Here is a 17,847-nt window from a genome sequence, read left to right on the forward strand (position 1 = left end):
ATCGATCGTAACGGTTTTCTGTGCTAAACAGTGGCCTTGGTACTTCTCTTGTTTCAAAATTTTATAAACTGCATCTGACGTCCACGTTTTATTCCCTTTTCCTGTCTTTAATCCGTCTCTTGTTAAGCCTTTTGCAATTCTTGGACACCCTTTACCTTCTAAGAATTCTCGAAAAATACGCCTTACCACCGTTGCTTGTTCTTCGTTAATCACTATTTCTCCATCTTCAGTTGTGTCGTAACCCAGGAAAAACGTGGTCGGCATATGGACTATTCCTTGTTGGAATCTCTTCTGCACTCCCCATTTCGTGTTTTCACTTACGCTACGGCTTTCTTCCTGAGCCATGGAAGATAAAATCGTTAGGAAAAGCTCTGACTTTGAATCTAATGTGTCAATGTTTTCCTTTTCGAAGAAAACGCCCACGGCAGGTCGTAGATTCTTGAGCATCCTTATTCGGGATATGCAATCAAGAGTGTTACGTGCGAAGCGACTGATTGACTTGGTCAAAATATAGTCAATCCGCCCTCCTTCACAGTCTTGAATCATTCTATTAAATTCTGTACGGTTCTTTGTTGAGGTTCCTGATATCCCTTCATCTGCATACACATCAACCAGAGTCCAAGCAGGGTTTTTACTTACATAATCTTTGTAATGTGCCACTTGGAGGTCATAACTGCTTGCCTGCATTTCTGAGTCAGTGGATACTCGGGCATACACTGCAATCCGTTTCTTTTGTCCACCAGGATTTGCTTCCGTTCGGCCCGTTCTAGCTTTTGCAGGAATTATCCGAACCCTTGATGAACTTTGATGGCTACTCATTTTTTCCTACTCCTTTCTTAAATCAACTATCGTTTCCTTATCGTCAATCCAATGCATACAAAAGGACATTGGTGTTATCGCTTTTACACGTACTACCCATGCCCGTAAGAATGAAATATTTTGAAGTTCTTTTTGTAATTGTTTAGATGGATCCCTTACTGCATCTAGTTCCTTGAGCTTTGTATTGGCTTCTTCTCTAAAAGCAAAATCTTGATCCAGAAGCTCCCACCAATCCTCTCTTATCTTTAGTTCTTTTTCAACAGATGCTCTTTTCGATGCCAGCTCCTCAAGTTTCTCATCTGTACTATCCGCTTCAGACCCATTGGCATTAATAAGTGCAATATTCTCTTCTAATAAAATTTGTTCTAAATCCAAGCGAAGTCTGTTGTAAGAAAAGTCCCTTGCAGCAACAGCTCTTGTAAGATCCTTTTTCATTCTGTCCATGTCGTAAATTAACCGTGCCATCCGGTATCGTTCGAGAAAAGCATCTTGCATGGCTTCCCTAATCACCTCTTCCTTAATGCTTCCCATGGTACAGAGCTCTTTGCTTCTTACGTTATTCTCACAGCGCCATCTAACAACCCCTTTGCAAATGAATCGATGTAAATTTCCTCCGCATTTCCCACATTGAATCCGGCTGGAAAGCGGGTAGCGATTTACCTTTTTATTTTTATTTGGCTTTTTACGCCTCTCTAGTTCTCGCTGGACTGCTTCAAATGTTTCTCGGTTCACAATCGGTTCATGGTGGTTCTCGATAAAATACTGATTTCGTTCTCCATTATTGGCCACTCTCTTATGCGAAAGGTAATTTTCTGTATAGTATTTCTGGCAAATGACATCTCCGGTGTAGTCCCGATTGAGTAATATCAATCGAACTGTGGCGGAAGACCAGTCTGTTCGTCCGTTAATTTTCTTATATTTCTTTTTTATGAATTGCTTAGCAATTTGAGCAGGTGTCTTTCCATCCAATGCTTCTTCAAATGCTTCTCGAACAATGTGCGCTTCTTCTTCTATGATGATCCATTCTTTCTTTTCGTTCTTTTGGTAGCCCAGCTTTCTAACAAAGACTGGTTCACCTCTTTCATACCGCTTTTCTAATGCCCAGTTGATATTCTCTGAAATACTTCGACTTTCTTCCTGGGCTGTCGCAGATAACATGGTGAGAATAAACTCACTTGCCATATCGCCTGTATCAATATTTTCTTTGTCAAAAATAATCCGAACACCCAACTCAGTCAGTTCTCGAATCGTGTTAATGGCGTCAAGTACATTTCTCGCAAATCTGGACACTGACTTGCAAAGGATAATATCAATTTTCTTTTCATAAGCGTGTCGAATCATTCGATTAAAGCCTGGTCGCTTCGCCATCGAAGTCCCAGACCTTCCTTGGTCTGTATAAATGTCAACCATCTTCCAACCCGGTGTGGAGCGAATTAATTGAGTGTAATGTGTCTTTTGGTTATCAAAAGATCCTTCTTGTTCATCTAAGAGGCTGCTGACTCGTACATATGCAGCCACTCTTAATTTCTTAGGTTGTTCTGCTGGTGGATCCATTAATGAAAGGCCACCTGCACTTTGCCCAAATGAACCAAACAATGCTTCTGCCATGTTTTTGCCTCCTTTCAAATTTTAGCCCTATTTCTTAACACCTGGCTTCTTCTATTCAACCTGGCTCCCCAAAAAGAAACTGCTGAATCCGCTTTGCATCAAGGTTCATCAGCTTTTTTGGTTATTGTATATATCACTTAATTCCATCCTAATAGCAAGTAATTAAATGGATAAAAAGCAGAAAAAAGAGCTGATATCCTGAGAATTATCAGCCCTTGTAATCCCGCTTTAACCCTTCTTAATAAAGCCATCAAACCCAGCTTTCTTTATTTTTCCTAGTAATACTTCAGCATTTTTCTTATTTGAAAATGCGCCAACTTGCACTCGATATAAAGCCTTTCCATCAGGAGGCTTTTTGGTTGGACTAGAAGATTTCAATACAATCAAGGAACCTGTCTCGATCCAGCTCATAATCCCTGCCGATTCTTTTCCTGTCTTCTTATCTACTTTTTTGCCAAGCAACACACATTGTCTTCCGCCTTTTACGACTGCCTTTCCACTGGATACAATCTGTGTAACTTTATGATGAGAGCCTGTCTTTACCCATTCTGGAATCGCAGCCCCACCAGGATAATACCTAAGAGCAGAATCTTTTATAGCAACCACATCGCCTACCTGAATACCCGGCGCTCCTGCTGCATGACTATTTTCTTTATTTAATGCTGCTCTAACTGCAGCTCTAAAGGAATTCATACTTTCACCATGCTTCGGAAACCAATGCATCACATCTGCATGACTACTTGCAATTCTTTTGTTGGCTCCTTCAGAGTGGCAAATGATATCCTCTTCTGTTAAATCATATTTTCGGCACAACATCACACAAAGTTCCACTGCATTCTGCCAAGCCTTTCTAAAGTAAGCTTCATTCTTTGAAACGTTATAGCCAACCATCGTAGATCCTTTCCCATAAGAAAAACCACCCGGCTCACAAATCTCAAATCCAATATGGGTGTTATTAGCCGCTCCACCAGCATGCCAACCACGGTGATTCCAAGGTAAGTACTGCCACACCCCTTTATCATCAACAAAAGCATGAACAGCAACCTGTCGATTGGTTTCACCCGCTTTGTAGGATTTATTCCAACGACTAAACCAATCGGCAGCCATGACACCCGGTGTTGCAGTGGAATGGACCATAATCCCTTTAGGATTAATCTTCCTTCCAGCAGTAAAACAATCATTTCTGGTCATATACTTAACGTTTAGTTCCATTCTCATCTTCTCCCTTCGATTTTCCATGCAACTGAGCTAAAACATCTTTCAGTTTTTGTGGTACCGGAAGTCCAATTCTTGTGGAATTTTCTATAATGCTAATTCCTTCATTGGAAAGATAAAAAAAGATGACGGCTGTGCGGATGACACTTCCCTCACCAATCAGTCGGCTGTCAATGATATGAGCAATCCCGACAAGTATAAAAATAAGGATCTTCTTGAAAATCCCTCGTGCACCAATTTCACTTGAAAGCTCTTTATTGATGATCGCCACCATAATGCCGGTAATGTAATCCACAATGACAAAAATAATGAGAGCATATAAAAATCCATCAAGTCCCCCAAGGAACCAGCCCAACCAACCGCCCAATGCAGCAATTACTGTTTGTACAACTATCCAAAACTCTTTTATTGCCATGTTTCTCCCCTCGCTCTCCAACCTGTTTTAATCTATATAAAAAGACGCCTGTGACAAGATAGCCACAAAGCGCCTGTATTTTCATTATTTAATAGGGTGCATAATACACATAACCACTAGCTTTCACATAAAAACCGTCACCCGGTACATAGATAGCCCCGCCAAATGTATCTGAATTAGTTGTTGTGAATCCCGGCTGTTCGACTCCTTCCCAAGTTAGGCCATCAGCTGAGACATACAGCATACTCTCATTAAATAAAGCATATTTTCCCCAATCTTCCATCCAGATGATATTTTCTGGATTTGGGATGTTATTATTGGCGAGATCTCCGACATGAGATAAATTGGTTTCTGTAAGCTTGGTCGCACTGTCATTCATCACACACAGGTTCACATGAAAGATTCCACTAACATAGCGATATTTCATTACAAAGAGTTTGTCGTGAACCGAACGGACATACATATAATATGTATTTAAATCCTCTGGAATCGTTGTGGACCAAGAACCAGGGCTTGAGGTGCTTGCTGCCGCAATAGAACGATCTCCACCTACAACTCCAACGAATCTTCCTTTATGAGTGGTCATGTAACTAAAAATAGGAACCGATGAACCATCTGCTCCTACCAATGTCCAAGCCGTTCTTTCTGTTAACGAATCAAAACTGTAATACACCGGCGACTTATAGTACCACCAGCTAACGACTCCAGAACCAATACTAGAATCATAGGCCCCTGTGGTCATGGAGTTTTGTGCCCCTTGGCAGTACCCAGCGTTATGCCAAGTGATGCCATCAAAAGAAGCAATGATATTAGCTAGCCCTACAATTTTTGCTAAAAACACCCCATCACCAGCATACAAAATTTCCGGTTGGCCGTAGCTCCACCAAGGAACATCGACTACTGTCCATTCCCCAGTACTTTTATTGAAATAAGACATATACGGTGTTTTGGCATAATACACTGCAACTTGTGCATTTCCATTATCGTACACATTAATTTGCCTTTCACTTCCATACTGAGTGTATCCAAAATCATTATAATATTTTCTTTGCCAGCTTAAAGTGGGGATGGGAAGAATGAGTTCACCTCTGCCACCAAAAGCGGCCCAAATCGCTAATGTATTGTTAAAATTCCTGTGATAACTCATCCTTCCACCACCTTTTCAATTCCCGTAATTCTGCCGCTGCTATCTGTTGAATAGTTGTAACTTGCCGTCTCTCCATCAGCATAGACGATGTCAAACCTCGCAGCATCCACTGTCAAAGTCGATACTTCTTTTAACAACAACTCTGAAAAAATATCTTGCAAAGTAATGCTTGTAATTCGACCATTACTATCAGATGTATAACTATAATCAGCAAAATATTGATGGGTATCCCCTTTTTCAACTTCATAGGTTACATGAATCATGGTTTCATCAATCGTCAAATTCTTTACTATTGTATAAGAAACGCCAAGCTGATCCATTTGGTACTGCAGTCCATTCACAGAACTACCCACATCATTTAGCGAGCTTTCCACCTTATTCATTGAGTTTTCAATGCGGTAGAAGGTATCCGAAATACTTGGTTTATACCTTCCTACTTCCACTCGAATGTCATAGCGATAAAATGGATTGTACTCCAAAGATATAATCCTTGTTTTCACATCAATACCGAGTGGTTTGAACACAATATGCACATTATCTCCCACTGCTAAATTCAATAGTTTAAAGAAAGAGATATTGTACGAAGAGGCATTTTCCCTTGAGTCATGGGAAACAGATACATCGGTGACGTTTTTCGAACCCATCACTTCCTGATACTCGCTACTTCCTCGATGCTGTCGAATATTAATTAAATAGCCATTGTATTCAATTTCGCCACCCAAGATGGCAATGTACTGCATGAGAGATGCCCTTCTGGTTACTTCCTGATTGATTTTCATGGTACAGCTTTCGGTAAAATCAATCGTTCCTGCTGAAAAAGGAGTCCCTGATAATAGCTGATTCAATCCAACTGCAGGATCCCCCGTAAAATCAAAAGCATCTATATTAAAAATCTCATCATTTAAAATGTAAGATACATGCTCACAAGTCACAGAACAGACTGGCAAACTACCTTGTAATGACTTCGTAATCTGCACGATCTCAAAATACTGATCATTTAACTTGGCCAGCTGTTTCGTTTTTAAAGCAAGGGCAGACTTGGCTAGAACGGTAAACGACAGCGTGAATTCTCCTTCTAGTGTTTCCCTTACATTCGATGACATCACTTTTCGGATAGTCTGTATTAATGTACTTCCTGCAAAGATTTCAATCACCAATCTGCCCTCCTTTTATGAACCAGCAACTCCTAGGTTTCTAACGGTCACTGTATTTTGGTTCCACTGAAGCTGGGCTATGACCCTAGTTAATACATTCCCGTCAATCGTTAGCGGAATCGTGACATCAAAAGATGCACCGCTCTTTCCACCTTCAACTCCAGTGACTACGCTATCCATATTTAAATCAAAATCGGTAGGAATAGCGCCTTCCATTTCCTTTTCAACATTGCCCATGGCATCAGAGAATCCTACACCAATCCCTTCACCCATGTTCTCCCCGATACCGGCAAACACTTTCGAAGGAGAGCGGATTCCGAGAACCCCTTTTACACTGCTAACAATTCCACCTACAAAATTACTAACCTTACTTTTGATCCATCCAATCATGGAAGAAATCCCGTTCCAAAGCCCACGAACGATATTCACCCCAATTTCTCCAATGGAGAGTGCCGCTTTGCCAATTCCAACTATGATTGCAGAAACAATCTGTGGTAACTGGCCTACAAGTTGAGGAATCGCTCTGATTAGCCCCGCTGCCAATTGAATGATTAAGGTAATTCCCATCTCGATTATTTTTGGTAGATTTCCAGTTATAAAATTAATGATGGATGTAATAATTGCGGGCAGTGCTTCGATTAATCGAGGTAAAGCATTGATAATTCCTACAGCCAAACCTTCAATAATTTTAAAAGCTGCCTCCAAAACCATGTCGAGATTGTTTATGATCGTCTCAACAATTAATAGAATCGCTGATACAATGGATGGAATAAGGTTAGGTAAAGCTTCACCAATACCAGTCGCTAGTGTCACAATCATTGTTAAAGCCGCTTCGACTAAGGCGGGAAGATTGGCAATGATTCCGCCTACCAAACTAAGAACCAGGTAGAGTGCTCCTTCTGTGATTTGAGGTAGAGCCTCAATAAGCCCCTGAAGTAGAGTCGTCACAATTTGCATAGCAGAATCAATAATCATTGGGAGGTTTTCTACGATCGCACCAACAAGTGACATAATGATTTGAAGCCCTAACGTAACGAATTGAGGCAACTGCTCTGTAATTAGTTCTGTGATACCAGCAACAGTCTCGCCGATCACTTCTGCAATTTTTTCAAAATCCCCGTCCGCTTCATTAATCCCATTCGATAAACCGGAAAATAAGTCTGTGATACCACCAGACACTTCACTTACTGCAGGCAAGAACACACCTTGCAACGAACGTTTAACCCCTTCAATCCCATCAGTCAGGTTATCGTATTTTACTTCCGTTATTTGAGATAAAGCATCCCCGCTTGCAACGGTACTATCTTTTATTCCAGCAAGAACCGGTAATACACTAGCTTCCAAATCCTCAAACTGTGTACCAAATAACTGTACACCTATCGTATTTTTAAGAAGCGGATCCTCTACCTCCTGCAACTTTTGAATAACACTGAAAAAAGCTTCATTGGCTGTTTCGCCACCTTGGGCAAACTTATTCATCATTTCTTCTGCATTAAGACCCAAAGCGGTGAAAGCTTCTATGCTTGTATTGCTGCCGTCTTTTGCTCGAATGTTGAATTCCTTAACGGCATCCCCAACCTTATCAATACTAAATGCTCCGCTTTCTGCACCTGCTATTAAACTAGCGATAAACTCATCTGCACTGAGGCCAAGGGAAGCATATTGAACAGAGTATTCATTAAGTGTATCTAATAAATCTCCATTCTGGTCTGCTCCATTTTGTGCACCAGTTGCAATGATGTTATAAGCTTCATCTGCGGAAATACCGAAGTTTTTCATAAGGGCACTTGCTGCTCTTGTAGACTCCTGCATATCCATTCCAAAAGTGTCCCTTAAAGCAAAACCGGACTCAGTGGCTTTTTCTAGTTCTTCGCCCATGAGTCCAGTCATTTTTTGCACTTCTGAAATTCCTGTTGCTACATCTTCTAAGCTGTCGCCAAAATTATGCTTGTACACATTTTGAGCAACCTCACCTAGTTCCTCGAGTTCAGCACCTGTTGCACCAGTGGAGGCAGAAATCTGATTGACAGCCATATTGTATTCATCGCCAAGTTTAATCAGGCTGGCCCCTGTAGCCACTGCAGCGGTTCCAATGGCGGCTACTGCTGCACCGATGGTTGCTCCGATTCCTTTTAAGACACCACCCAATTTTTCAAAGCGACCAGAGGCATCTTCAGTCTGATCCGCTGCATTCTGTACTTCATCAGCAAACTCCTCGACTTCTCCCTCAGCATCATTGAATCCTTCATTCAAATCTTGAATGGCTTGATTGTTATTATCAAGTTCCCGCTCCATCTTCATCAGTTCAGACTTGGCGTTATTCAACTGAATTTGCCAATTTTGCGTTCGTCTGTCGGTTTCTCCAAATGATTCAGCAGCATTTCTAAGGGCAGCTTCTAATGTACTGATTTTATCCTTTTGAGCATCTACCGACTTGGTGAGCACTCCATTTCTTGCTGTTAGGGCTTCAATCGATTGATCCTGTCGATCAAATTGGGCAGTAACGAGTTTCATTTCACTGCCTAACACCTTGAAATTTCGATTAATATCTCTCAAGGCATTTTTGAAATCCTTTTCGCCTTCCACACCGATTCGAAGTCCAAAGTTATCAGCCACGACTCCACCTCCCCTCTATTTGTGCATAAAAAAATACACCCATTTTTGAGCGCATTAAATCCCTACAGGAATCACATCATCAATTGATACTTCCATCAACGGCTTGGCAATTCCGGTAAACTGCTTATGACATTCCCATAAATCCATTAAATACCCCATCGGCATCAACCATACTACTTCCTCACTACGATTTAACTGAGCGGTGCCATAATAAATAAGTCGGATAAACAACTCCTCATCGCTTACCCGACTTCCACGTTTTTTGCTGGTTCACTCTGTATATGTCGTTTTGTGCCTTTCAGCATGCTGGCCATGATGGCATTTTTGTACTCTGCCAGTTCAAAGGGAGTTGTCAATAATTCAACTTCATCCTCTGCCAATAGCTCTTTCTTATCCTGTTTATTTTTCAAATTGTGAATTAAGATCGACTGATTTGCCAACAAGGTAATCAGCCAAACAATCTCATCCAGCGCCAGTTCAAAGTCCTTTGTGTTCATTAACTTAGCACCAAGGTTCTCAAGGCCACCATAACGCTTTGCAATTTCCTTTGTCGCCTTGGTGGTCAAAATCAATTTATACTCCACATCTCCAATTTCAATCACAGCACTTCTTTCCTCAGCTGCAAAATCAACATCTACAGTCGATGTCTCCACTTTTTCATTCACCAATGTACCTCATCCTCCTTTACGATACGGTTACTGTAGCCACATTCGTTTTAACATCACTAGCACCAACAGAGCTTAATACACAGTAGTAATAATAAGATCCTGCAAGTAAATCCGTTGGGATGTCAAAGCTGGCAGAAGTTTCACCATTAATGACCGTACCACCTGTCGTGCTGTCGATTGTATTTTCATACCACTGATAAGTGACTGGGTAGCTTGTATTCGTGCTCGCAACCACTGATAAACTACCAGAAATGCTACCTTCCACTACTTCTGTTAAATCAGCGGGCTGTGTGGTCACCGTAATCGTTGGGGTTACTGGTGAAAAGTCAGGCTCATATACAGAACTAAACCAATTCGTAATGGTCTCTTGGGCTACACCATTATCTCCTTCTGTGACTTCTGCCTTCCATGGATGTTTATTCTCACCATCTAGCTTATTTCGCCTAAACACCGTTCCTTCTATGGTGGGACTGCTAAACGTAATCGATTCACCTTTTGTCGTAAGGTTCGTTGTAGGAATACTAAAAATAACCCGATAAAGCCAAAAGTATCGATACTTTCCATTTGCTTTCTTGGCACGAAACCCAACTGCCACAGGGTTCCCACCATCTTCACTTCTTGAAACTACTACATTGTTGCTATCAATTTTACTTCCCGTTAAATCTTGTGCTGCAATGGAGCCGATATCATCAATTCCAAGGGTTAATGTTCCACTGTTAAATTCCTTTACAATTTCTGATGCTCCATCATCCGCATAAAGGATGGCTTCAATGAGCTCAACACTGAGTTCTGCGGTCATGGCTTTTGCTAGTATTTTGGGACTTTCATATGTTTCTATGCCATTTTCATCTTCATTAATTTTGGCATAGAATAAACGGTCCAATCCGATGGTTGCCATTTAACTTTCCTCCATTTCATATTCTTTCATAACATCAATGGCGTAATGATGGTATTTCGTATCATCCTCAAACCCGATATATTGCCGGTCCGTAATGGTTATATCCGCTTTTAGCAGGATCTTTGTAAGCTGATTTTTAATTGGCTGGTAATTCTTTTTCGTAAATAGCGATAGCCGTGCTTCCTCTATAACAGAATGGGCTTGATTATCAGCAAAGAAGTCCAACCTATCTGACATCGGTGTAATGACGATATATTCATTAGGTGGTTTCCCTGAGAATATACCTGTTTCAATGGGAATGCCGATAGGTTCAAGTAGGCTATGCAAGTCCTTTAATAGACTCATAGTTTTTCAATCTCCTTATCCAATGCTCTCTCCATCGCATCCGCACAGGCTTTTCTGGTAGCGGACTTTGTAGGTTTTAACCAAGGTCTAGGAGGTTGGCCAGATTTCCCATACTCCAATACAGCTGCCTTCAAAGCATTTGAAACCCCTTTACTGTCCTTAGTTGTAGGAACGCCTACCCTCAAGTTCCAGTCACCTTTTGCATCTTGGACAGCCTTTGTCGTTTCAAGTGATGCTAATAATTCACCAGAAGATTGAGAAGGTTCTTTTGTTCCCTGCCCAATTCTGGCAGCTAGATTACTTTTTGCTTTCTGAATAACTGGTTCCGCTCCCTTTTCTAATACTCTCGGAACAATGTCATCAAAGTGACTGTTTAATTTAGCGATTCTTTCTAGAAAGTCATCCGGCATTTTTACTGCTGCTCTTGCCATAACCTCACCCCTTTGATCCTGTTATTTTTTCAGCTAACACTACTACATACATGCCTCGCTCTTTAATATCCTCAACACTCAAAATGTTGTATATTTCATCCTTACAGCCAATGAATAAACCTGTGGTTAGCTCGAATCCCCTAGGTTTTCTAAAACGAAAAAGGGAGCTAGCCTCAGAGAAACTAGCCCGATTTTTCCAAGCTTCACTCCCATGACGACTTTCTTTATAGGCCCTCATGGAAGTTAAAAGTTGTTCATCTTTCGTAACAAAACCCTCAGCATCTTTGTTGGATTCTTCTTTAAAAATATCAATCGTGACATTCATTTTTCCCAAACTCATATGATCACGTCCTTATTAAGACGAAGCAGCATATTGACCACATTCCAGACCTGTTTACTCGCTTCTACATTGTCAGCAAAAAAGCCACCAGTACTACCATCCCGACTTTCATAAAAGTGAGACGATAGCATGATGACAGCTTGTTCAGTAGTTGGATGCATGGGATTTTCATTGTAAAAGCCCTCGGGTTTCTTTTGATAGCTTTCTGCATAGGAAACAGCGGCAGTGATGAATCCAGAAAGCAGTACATCGTCCTCATCATGGTTTAGAATAAGGTTTTGTTTTACCTTTGATAACAACTCATTCATCACTGCTTCCTCCCTTTATTATTCAGCATTCATCAGACCAGCTGTTTTCAGTTTTGCTAACAGAGCGTTAAAATCGGTAACCAGGCTGGCAACATCTGCGGCTGTACTATCCGCTTGGCTAACGGCAGGCTTTGCCTCTGCGCCATTAAATAACAACTTACCGCCCTCAACAATATCTAGTGAACCGCCAATGATTGTCTTTTCCCCGCCTTGTTCGGTATAGTTCTTAACATTACTCATCCACTATCACCTACGCTTTCTGTTGAAGCACTTTGATTGCTTCAGGAAGAATTAACTTTCCATCCACTCGTTGTGTTGCCTTAAAACCAACTTGGCCTGTTGCCGCATACAGTTCATTTAATCGCTGGAAAGAACGGCCCTGGCGATCAGCAACCCAATAGTATCCGAAATCACCAAAAGCAATCGTCTTAGCCCCAGCTTCAACCGTTGGTACATAGGCAGAGGTTTTAACTGGACGATTCAGGATTGTATCAGGTTGCCCCGCTTGGATCGAAGGCTGCCATAGGTACTGGCCATTCCCATCTTTCAACTTTCGCATCAATTTAACAGTCGCATCATTCATAACAAAAATGGCCTTTTTGCGATAAGGTGATTTTAAGGAATAGAATAGGTCCATAATCTCATCCACTGAAACAGCGGTTGCTGAAGTTCCAGTCACGCCAAGTTCTGCTCCACCAGTGGCATTAAAAATGCCAGTCGGTTTTCCGGTGCCATCTCCAACAAAGAAAGCTTCTTCTTCTTTGGCACCAATCCGTCTCGCAAATTCTTTTGCAATATAAGCTTCAAGATTAAACACACTATCATTTAAAAGTTCCTCGGACACCTTAATCATGGTGGCTAATTTATAAGCTCCAATTGAAACTTGTCCAAAGCTATCATCTGATTCAGGAATCAATCCTTCTTCATCTACCCATGAAGCGGTTCCTTTTGAAGCAACCACCGGGATTTTACGATCTCCTGAGGAAGTCGTAATGACCTTGGCTAATGACCGGAAGATATTTTCCTCTTCCAACGATTCAATGAGAGTTCTTTCAAACTCATCTGGAGCAAGATAACCACCCTCAGAGTCGGTTCCAATCTTTAAGGCATTCTGTACTTCATAATTACTTTTATTTCTCATCGATTTCCAGAACGCTTCCTTGTATTCATTGGTTGCTCGGCCTGTTTTCTGCCCTTCAACACCCGTTGGCTTTGAAGTAATCGGCTGATTAATCGGTTTGGAAAGTTCTAAATCAATTGCTTGCTGTCTTTCCAATCGGTCAATTTCCTTCCCGAGATTGACAACTTCTGCCTCCATCTTTTCATAGGTAGAAGTAGCCTCGGCAGAAAGGATCCCATCTTCTCCACGTTTTGAATCAAGAAATGCCTTTGTTTGTTCCCATGCTTTTGCTCGCTTTTCACGCAGTTCTAATACTTTACTCATCCAAATCTCCTCCTTAAAATTTTAAGAGGTCTAGCCTCTTGTCTAATACGGTGATATCAGTTCCTGTTTTCTTCTGTGGCAGTTTGTGTAAAAACGAATTCACAACCGCCATCTTGTTATAAATAACCCCTTCATCCGATGAGTCTTGATTACTTTCTTCTTGGAACATAATCGCATCTGCAAAACCAAGCTCCACCGCCTTTTTGGAATTAAACCAACTTTCATCATCCATCATGTGCGAGAGCTTGGTCCTTGAAAGACCTGTCTTCAGTTCGTAAGCATTGATAATGCTCTCTTTTACCTCACTCAGCATCTGGATTGCTTTTTTCATTTCAGCTGTATCTCCAAATGCGATGGTCATCGGATTATGAATCATCATCATCGAAACTGGAGACATGTGGACTTCGCCACCTGCCATTGCAATAACAGAGGCAGCACTAGCGGCAATTCCGTCAATCTTCACGGTCACATCCCCTTTGTAATCCATGAGCATGTTGTAAATTTGACTTGCTGCAAAAACGTCGCCACCTGGTGAGTTAATCCAGACGGTGATATTCCCACCATCATTGTTTAGCTCTGATTTAAACTGTTTCGGTGTTACTTCATCGCCAAACCATGATTCTTCAGCAATGACGCCATCCAGGTGGAGTGTCCTGCCGTCTTCATTCTTGACCCAATTCCAAAACTTCTTCATGGCTTATCCCTCCTCATATTTTTCTGTCCATGCTCCGGCTTTTGACATATCAACAAAATTCCCGTTCACTAAATATTTCGATCCACCCTGCTCTTCAGGGATTAAGTTCATCTCTTCTAGTTCTCGGATGTCATTCGCCGACATCACTCCGTTTTGTCGCATGATTTGATAGAATTGAGCCCTTGACCCCGCATCTCCTCGGAGCCTTCCATTTAGATTAAATTTGATAAAGTACTCTTTCTTATCCGTTTCACTTAGTAACGCCTTTTTCATGGACTGTTCGATTCTCGTCACCCAAGGCATGATCGTGTTATCTATGAAACTAATAGACTGGTGTTCAATATTACTGAAAGTCGCTTTATCCAAATTGGCTACAAGGTGAGGTGGTACTCGAAAGATTCTACAAATCTCTTCCGTCTGAAATTTTCTCGTTTCAAGGAATTGTGCTTGTTCTGGTGGAATGCCGATGCTTTGAAATTTCATCCCTTCCTCAAGAACTGCAATCCGATGTGCATTGCTACTTCCTTGGTAAACCGCATTCCAGCTTTCTCGGATTTTTGAAGGATCCTTAACAACTCCCGGATGCTCCAAAACACCACCGGGGTTTGCTCCATTTGCGAAGAACTTTGCTCCATACTCTTCTGTTGCTAGGGCCATTCCAATCGCATTTTTAGCCATAGCAATCGGTGAATATCCAACAAGCCCGTCAAACCCAAGGCCAGGAATATGAAGCACTTCTTCCCTTCGAAGGATGACCGAACCCGTGTCTTTCCGATATTCATAGAAAAGTTCCCCGGTAGAAGTTCTGTCCACTACCATCCTGTCTGGAAGTAAAGGATAAAGGGAAAGTACATTGCCCCTGCCATCTCGAATGATCTGTGCATAGGCATTTCCCCATAATAAAAGATGACTCATCAGTGTTTCTCTAAACACGAACGAAGTCATCTCGGCATTCGGCTCGTCATGGAGCTTGTAATATAAACTGTTCTCTACTGCTTTTTCCTTCCCATTGTCAGTGTATCTGTATAGATGAAGTGGGAGACTAGCGATGGTTTCTGCTAGAATCCTCACACAAGCATAAACCGCAGTGGTCTGCATCGCTGTTCTTTCATTGACTGTTTTCCCACTTGTTGTACCACCAAAGAAGAAGCTGTAAGTACTCCCTAGAAAAGTGTTTTTTGGACCATCTCTTGATTGAAAAAGCCTTGATATAAGTGGTATTTTCATTCACAAACCTCCTCGAATGGTAGCATTTTATAAGATTAATATCCCTCGACCATCATAAACACTTTCTCTATTTTCATTCCGAATTGCCCGATCCAGTGCCATAATCAATGCAACAGCACCATCAATACGTTCTGTACTTTTCTCTTTATCAGGCTTTATGTTTCCTGCGGGGTCGGTTTTGACAAAGATGTTATCCATCATCCATCTTAAAACTGGATTTCCACCGTGAACGATTCTTTTCTCAAGGGTTATCTTCATCAATTCTTTTGATGCTGGTGACATATCTTTATACCCTTGTCCAAACGGAACAACAGTAAAGCCCATGCCTTCAAGATTCTGAACCATCTGCACAGCGCCCCATCTATCAAAGGCAATTTCTTTAATGTTGTACTTCATTCCTAGTTCTTCAATGAAAGCCTCAATGAATCCGTAATGAACAACATTTCCTTCTGTCGTTTTGATATATCCTTGCTGTTCCCAAATGTCATAAGGGACATGGTCACGCCTTACCCTTACTTTCAAGTTTTCATCTGGTATCCAGAAGTAAGGAAGGACAATGAATTTCTCATCATCTGTCCTTGGTGGAAAAACCAATACAAATGCGGTAATATCGGTTGTGCTCGAAAGATCCAGCCCAGCAAAACACTCTCTTCCAAGAAGGCTGTCGAAATCAACAGGATCATCACAAGCATCCCATTTCTCCATTTGCATCCAACGGGTCGATTGTTTCACCCATTGATTCAGTCTCAGCTGTCTGAATATGTTTTCTTCCGCTGGATTTTCCTTTGCACTAATAAACGCATTTCTTACTTTCTCTATATCAATGGTATGGTCCAATGATGGATTGGCCTTATACCAGTTCTTTTCATTAGTCCAATCATCGTTGTCTTTGATACCGTAAATAACTGGATAAAAAGTAGGATCAATCTTTCTTCCCTCAATGATGTCTACCGCTTTTTGATGGACTTCATAACAAATAGAATTTCGATCAGTACCTGCAGTAGTGATTAAAAAGAACAACGGCTGAAGTCGAGCATCCCCAGAACCTTTTGTCATAACATCAAACAACTCTCGGTTTGGCTGAGCATGTAATTCATCAAAGACAACCGAGTGAACATTAAGACCATGTTTGGTATAGGCTTCTGCCGATAAAACCTGATAAAAACTATTGGTAGGTTTATAAACTAGCCGTTTCATTGACATAACAGGCTTGAATCTTTTCCTAAGAGCTGGCGACTGGTCCACCATTTCTACTGCAACGTCAAAAACAATCGAGGCCTGTTGCCTGTCAGAAGCACAACCATAAACTTCTGCTCCCCACTCATTGTCAGCACAAGTCATCAATAAAGCTACGGCAGCGGCAATTTCACTCTTTCCATTTTTCTTTGGAATCTCAATATAAGCTGTATTATATTGCCGATAGCCATTTTCTTTGACCGTACCAAATACGTCCCTGATAATTTTGTCCTGCCAAGGTAGAAGGTCAAAAGGAACCCCACGCCACTGACCTTTCGTATGTTTTAAGCAGTTGATAAAGTTAACGGCATGCTTTGCCTTTTCCTCGTCATACACCCTTACCACCACCTTGAAAGAGCATAAATTCCATTGGGTCTTCTGCATCGCTTGGTTTATCCGCCACAATTCTAGTACGTGATGAAGGAGTTAATCCAAACTGCTCACAGAACCTATTCATGATTTTTAAATAGCTCTGGGCAATGGAAACCTGCGGCACCTGTTGCCAATATCCTGAAGGGGTTTTGACAATGGTTCCATGCTTGGTGATAAACTCTTCTGCCTCTTTCCACCTTGCATAAGCTTGACAATATCCCGCAAAGGCAGCCATATCCACTTCAGTCAGGATCCCTAATTGCTCTAGTTGTTTGACCATTCTTCGCCACTCTTTCTTGGCTTCTGGTTCCAGCCAAGATGGGCATCTTGGTGCTTTCTTTTCAGGTTTCGGTTCTTTCTGATTCAGGTCACGCTTCCCTGGGTTGCCTTCTAATGCTTTCAGTGCAGTAGGCTTTGGTTTCCTTCCACGTTGAGCCACAGGCGCCACCTCCTTTCAAATTTGTCATAAGAAAAGAGCCTACCTCCTGATAGACTCCGATTGATACATCCCCTTATTTCTTCCATACTTCCACCTTGAATTCTCCTTCAAAAGCCATCCAGCGTACTTCTCCATCTTCAAGTTGTAGGACTAGCATTCCCGGCAAAAGATACATTTCATTTTCTTGATATCCCGCTGCTTTTAAATCCCGCTTTTGCTGAAGTAAAAGTTCCATCCCTTTCACTGCATCAACGTTCCCTTGCAACATCTGAACCATATCTCTGGTCATTCAAACAACCTCCCTGTGTTTTTGTATGTCTATACATCACTCTAAACACAGGGATTATCAAGTTAATTCTCGCCTTTAATGCCCTTATAATTGTAGTTGCCCTTCTTAATCTCATTATGTTCGGCTTCGACCGCCTTACCATAATCAGTCCGCCTGGATTCCTTATCTTTGCAGTTTAAGCA

20 protein-coding genes are annotated in these 17,847 nt (G+C 41.5%); all 20 read right to left on the reverse strand.

Going from position 1 to position 17,847, the window contains the following annotated elements; all coding sequences use genetic code 11:
* On the reverse strand, nt 1–819 hold an 819-nt coding region (locus D3H55_RS06000), incomplete at its 3' end, for a recombinase family protein (RefSeq protein ID WP_136035648.1).
* Nucleotides 820–825: 6 nt separating this feature from the next.
* Nucleotides 826–2,427 (reverse strand): recombinase family protein, encoded by a 1,602-nt coding sequence (locus tag D3H55_RS06005; RefSeq protein ID WP_119546017.1) that lies wholly within the window; start codon nt 2,425–2,427, stop codon nt 826–828.
* Nucleotides 2,428–2,655: 228 nt separating this feature from the next.
* Entirely contained in the window at nt 2,656–3,618 is a 963-nt protein-coding gene (locus D3H55_RS06010) for an N-acetylmuramoyl-L-alanine amidase (RefSeq protein WP_240628499.1), read from the reverse strand.
* A 4-nt stretch (nt 3,619–3,622) separates the two neighbouring features.
* The gene (locus D3H55_RS06015) at nt 3,623–4,057 is read right to left on the reverse strand and encodes a phage holin family protein (protein WP_119546019.1); all 435 of its coding nucleotides are present in this window, start codon (nt 4,055–4,057) and stop codon (nt 3,623–3,625) included.
* An 88-nt stretch (nt 4,058–4,145) separates the two neighbouring features.
* On the reverse strand, nt 4,146–5,204 hold the full coding sequence (locus tag D3H55_RS06020) for a hypothetical protein (RefSeq protein WP_119546020.1): 1,059 nt from the start codon (nt 5,202–5,204) through the stop codon (nt 4,146–4,148).
* Nucleotides 5,201–6,358, reverse strand: a complete 1,158-nt coding sequence (locus D3H55_RS06025) for a prophage endopeptidase tail family protein (RefSeq protein WP_119546021.1) — start codon at nt 6,356–6,358, stop codon at nt 5,201–5,203. Before D3H55_RS06025 ends, D3H55_RS06020 begins: the two co-directional genes overlap by 4 nt.
* A 15-nt stretch (nt 6,359–6,373) precedes the next feature.
* Complete coding sequence (locus tag D3H55_RS06030; RefSeq protein ID WP_119546022.1) at nt 6,374–8,974, reverse strand: phage tail tape measure protein; 2,601 nt, start codon at nt 8,972–8,974, stop codon at nt 6,374–6,376.
* A gap of 242 nt (nt 8,975–9,216) precedes the next feature.
* Nucleotides 9,217–9,639, reverse strand: a complete 423-nt coding sequence (locus tag D3H55_RS06035) for a hypothetical protein (protein ID WP_240628503.1) — start codon at nt 9,637–9,639, stop codon at nt 9,217–9,219.
* A 19-nt stretch (nt 9,640–9,658) separates the two neighbouring features.
* Nucleotides 9,659–10,540 carry a major tail protein gene (locus tag D3H55_RS06040; protein ID WP_119546023.1) on the reverse strand — a complete coding sequence of 294 codons (882 nt, stop codon included), beginning with the start codon at nt 10,538–10,540 and terminating at the stop codon, nt 9,659–9,661.
* The gene (locus D3H55_RS06045; protein ID WP_119546024.1) at nt 10,541–10,885 is read right to left on the reverse strand and encodes a hypothetical protein; all 345 of its coding nucleotides are present in this window, start codon (nt 10,883–10,885) and stop codon (nt 10,541–10,543) included.
* Nucleotides 10,882–11,316, reverse strand: coding sequence for an HK97 gp10 family phage protein (locus D3H55_RS06050; protein WP_119546025.1), 435 nt, complete (start codon nt 11,314–11,316; stop codon nt 10,882–10,884). Before D3H55_RS06050 ends, D3H55_RS06045 begins: the two co-directional genes overlap by 4 nt.
* A gap of 4 nt (nt 11,317–11,320) precedes the next feature.
* Entirely contained in the window at nt 11,321–11,656 is a 336-nt protein-coding gene (locus tag D3H55_RS06055) for a head-tail adaptor protein (RefSeq protein WP_119546026.1), read from the reverse strand.
* Complete coding sequence (locus D3H55_RS06060) at nt 11,653–11,964, reverse strand: head-tail connector protein (RefSeq protein ID WP_119546027.1); 312 nt, start codon at nt 11,962–11,964, stop codon at nt 11,653–11,655. The genes D3H55_RS06055 and D3H55_RS06060 overlap by 4 nt, the downstream gene beginning before the upstream one ends.
* Nucleotides 11,965–11,982: 18 nt before the next feature.
* Complete coding sequence (locus D3H55_RS06065) at nt 11,983–12,204, reverse strand: head fiber protein (RefSeq protein WP_119546028.1); 222 nt, start codon at nt 12,202–12,204, stop codon at nt 11,983–11,985.
* A gap of 10 nt (nt 12,205–12,214) precedes the next feature.
* Nucleotides 12,215–13,408 (reverse strand): phage major capsid protein, encoded by a 1,194-nt coding sequence (locus tag D3H55_RS06070; RefSeq protein WP_119546029.1) that lies wholly within the window; start codon nt 13,406–13,408, stop codon nt 12,215–12,217.
* A 13-nt stretch (nt 13,409–13,421) separates the two neighbouring features.
* Entirely contained in the window at nt 13,422–14,102 is a 681-nt protein-coding gene (locus tag D3H55_RS06075) for a head maturation protease, ClpP-related (RefSeq protein ID WP_119546030.1), read from the reverse strand.
* 3 nt (nt 14,103–14,105) lie between these two features.
* A complete protein-coding gene (locus D3H55_RS06080) occupies nt 14,106–15,323 on the reverse strand; it encodes a phage portal protein (RefSeq protein ID WP_119546167.1) in 1,218 nt (405 codons plus the stop codon).
* A 33-nt stretch (nt 15,324–15,356) separates the two neighbouring features.
* Nucleotides 15,357–16,901: a terminase large subunit gene (locus tag D3H55_RS06085; protein ID WP_119546031.1), complete on the reverse strand. Its 1,545-nt coding sequence runs from the start codon at nt 16,899–16,901 to the stop codon at nt 15,357–15,359.
* Nucleotides 16,894–17,376: a phage terminase small subunit P27 family gene (locus tag D3H55_RS06090; RefSeq protein ID WP_079525454.1), complete on the reverse strand. Its 483-nt coding sequence runs from the start codon at nt 17,374–17,376 to the stop codon at nt 16,894–16,896. Before D3H55_RS06090 ends, D3H55_RS06085 begins: the two co-directional genes overlap by 8 nt.
* A gap of 73 nt (nt 17,377–17,449) precedes the next feature.
* Nucleotides 17,450–17,665 (reverse strand): hypothetical protein, encoded by a 216-nt coding sequence (locus D3H55_RS06095; protein WP_119546032.1) that lies wholly within the window; start codon nt 17,663–17,665, stop codon nt 17,450–17,452.
* Nucleotides 17,666–17,847 lie beyond the last annotated feature (182 nt).

The organism is Bacillus salacetis (assembly GCF_003581585.1).
Classification (GTDB): Bacteria; Bacillota; Bacilli; order Bacillales; family Bacillaceae_B; genus Rossellomorea; species Rossellomorea salacetis.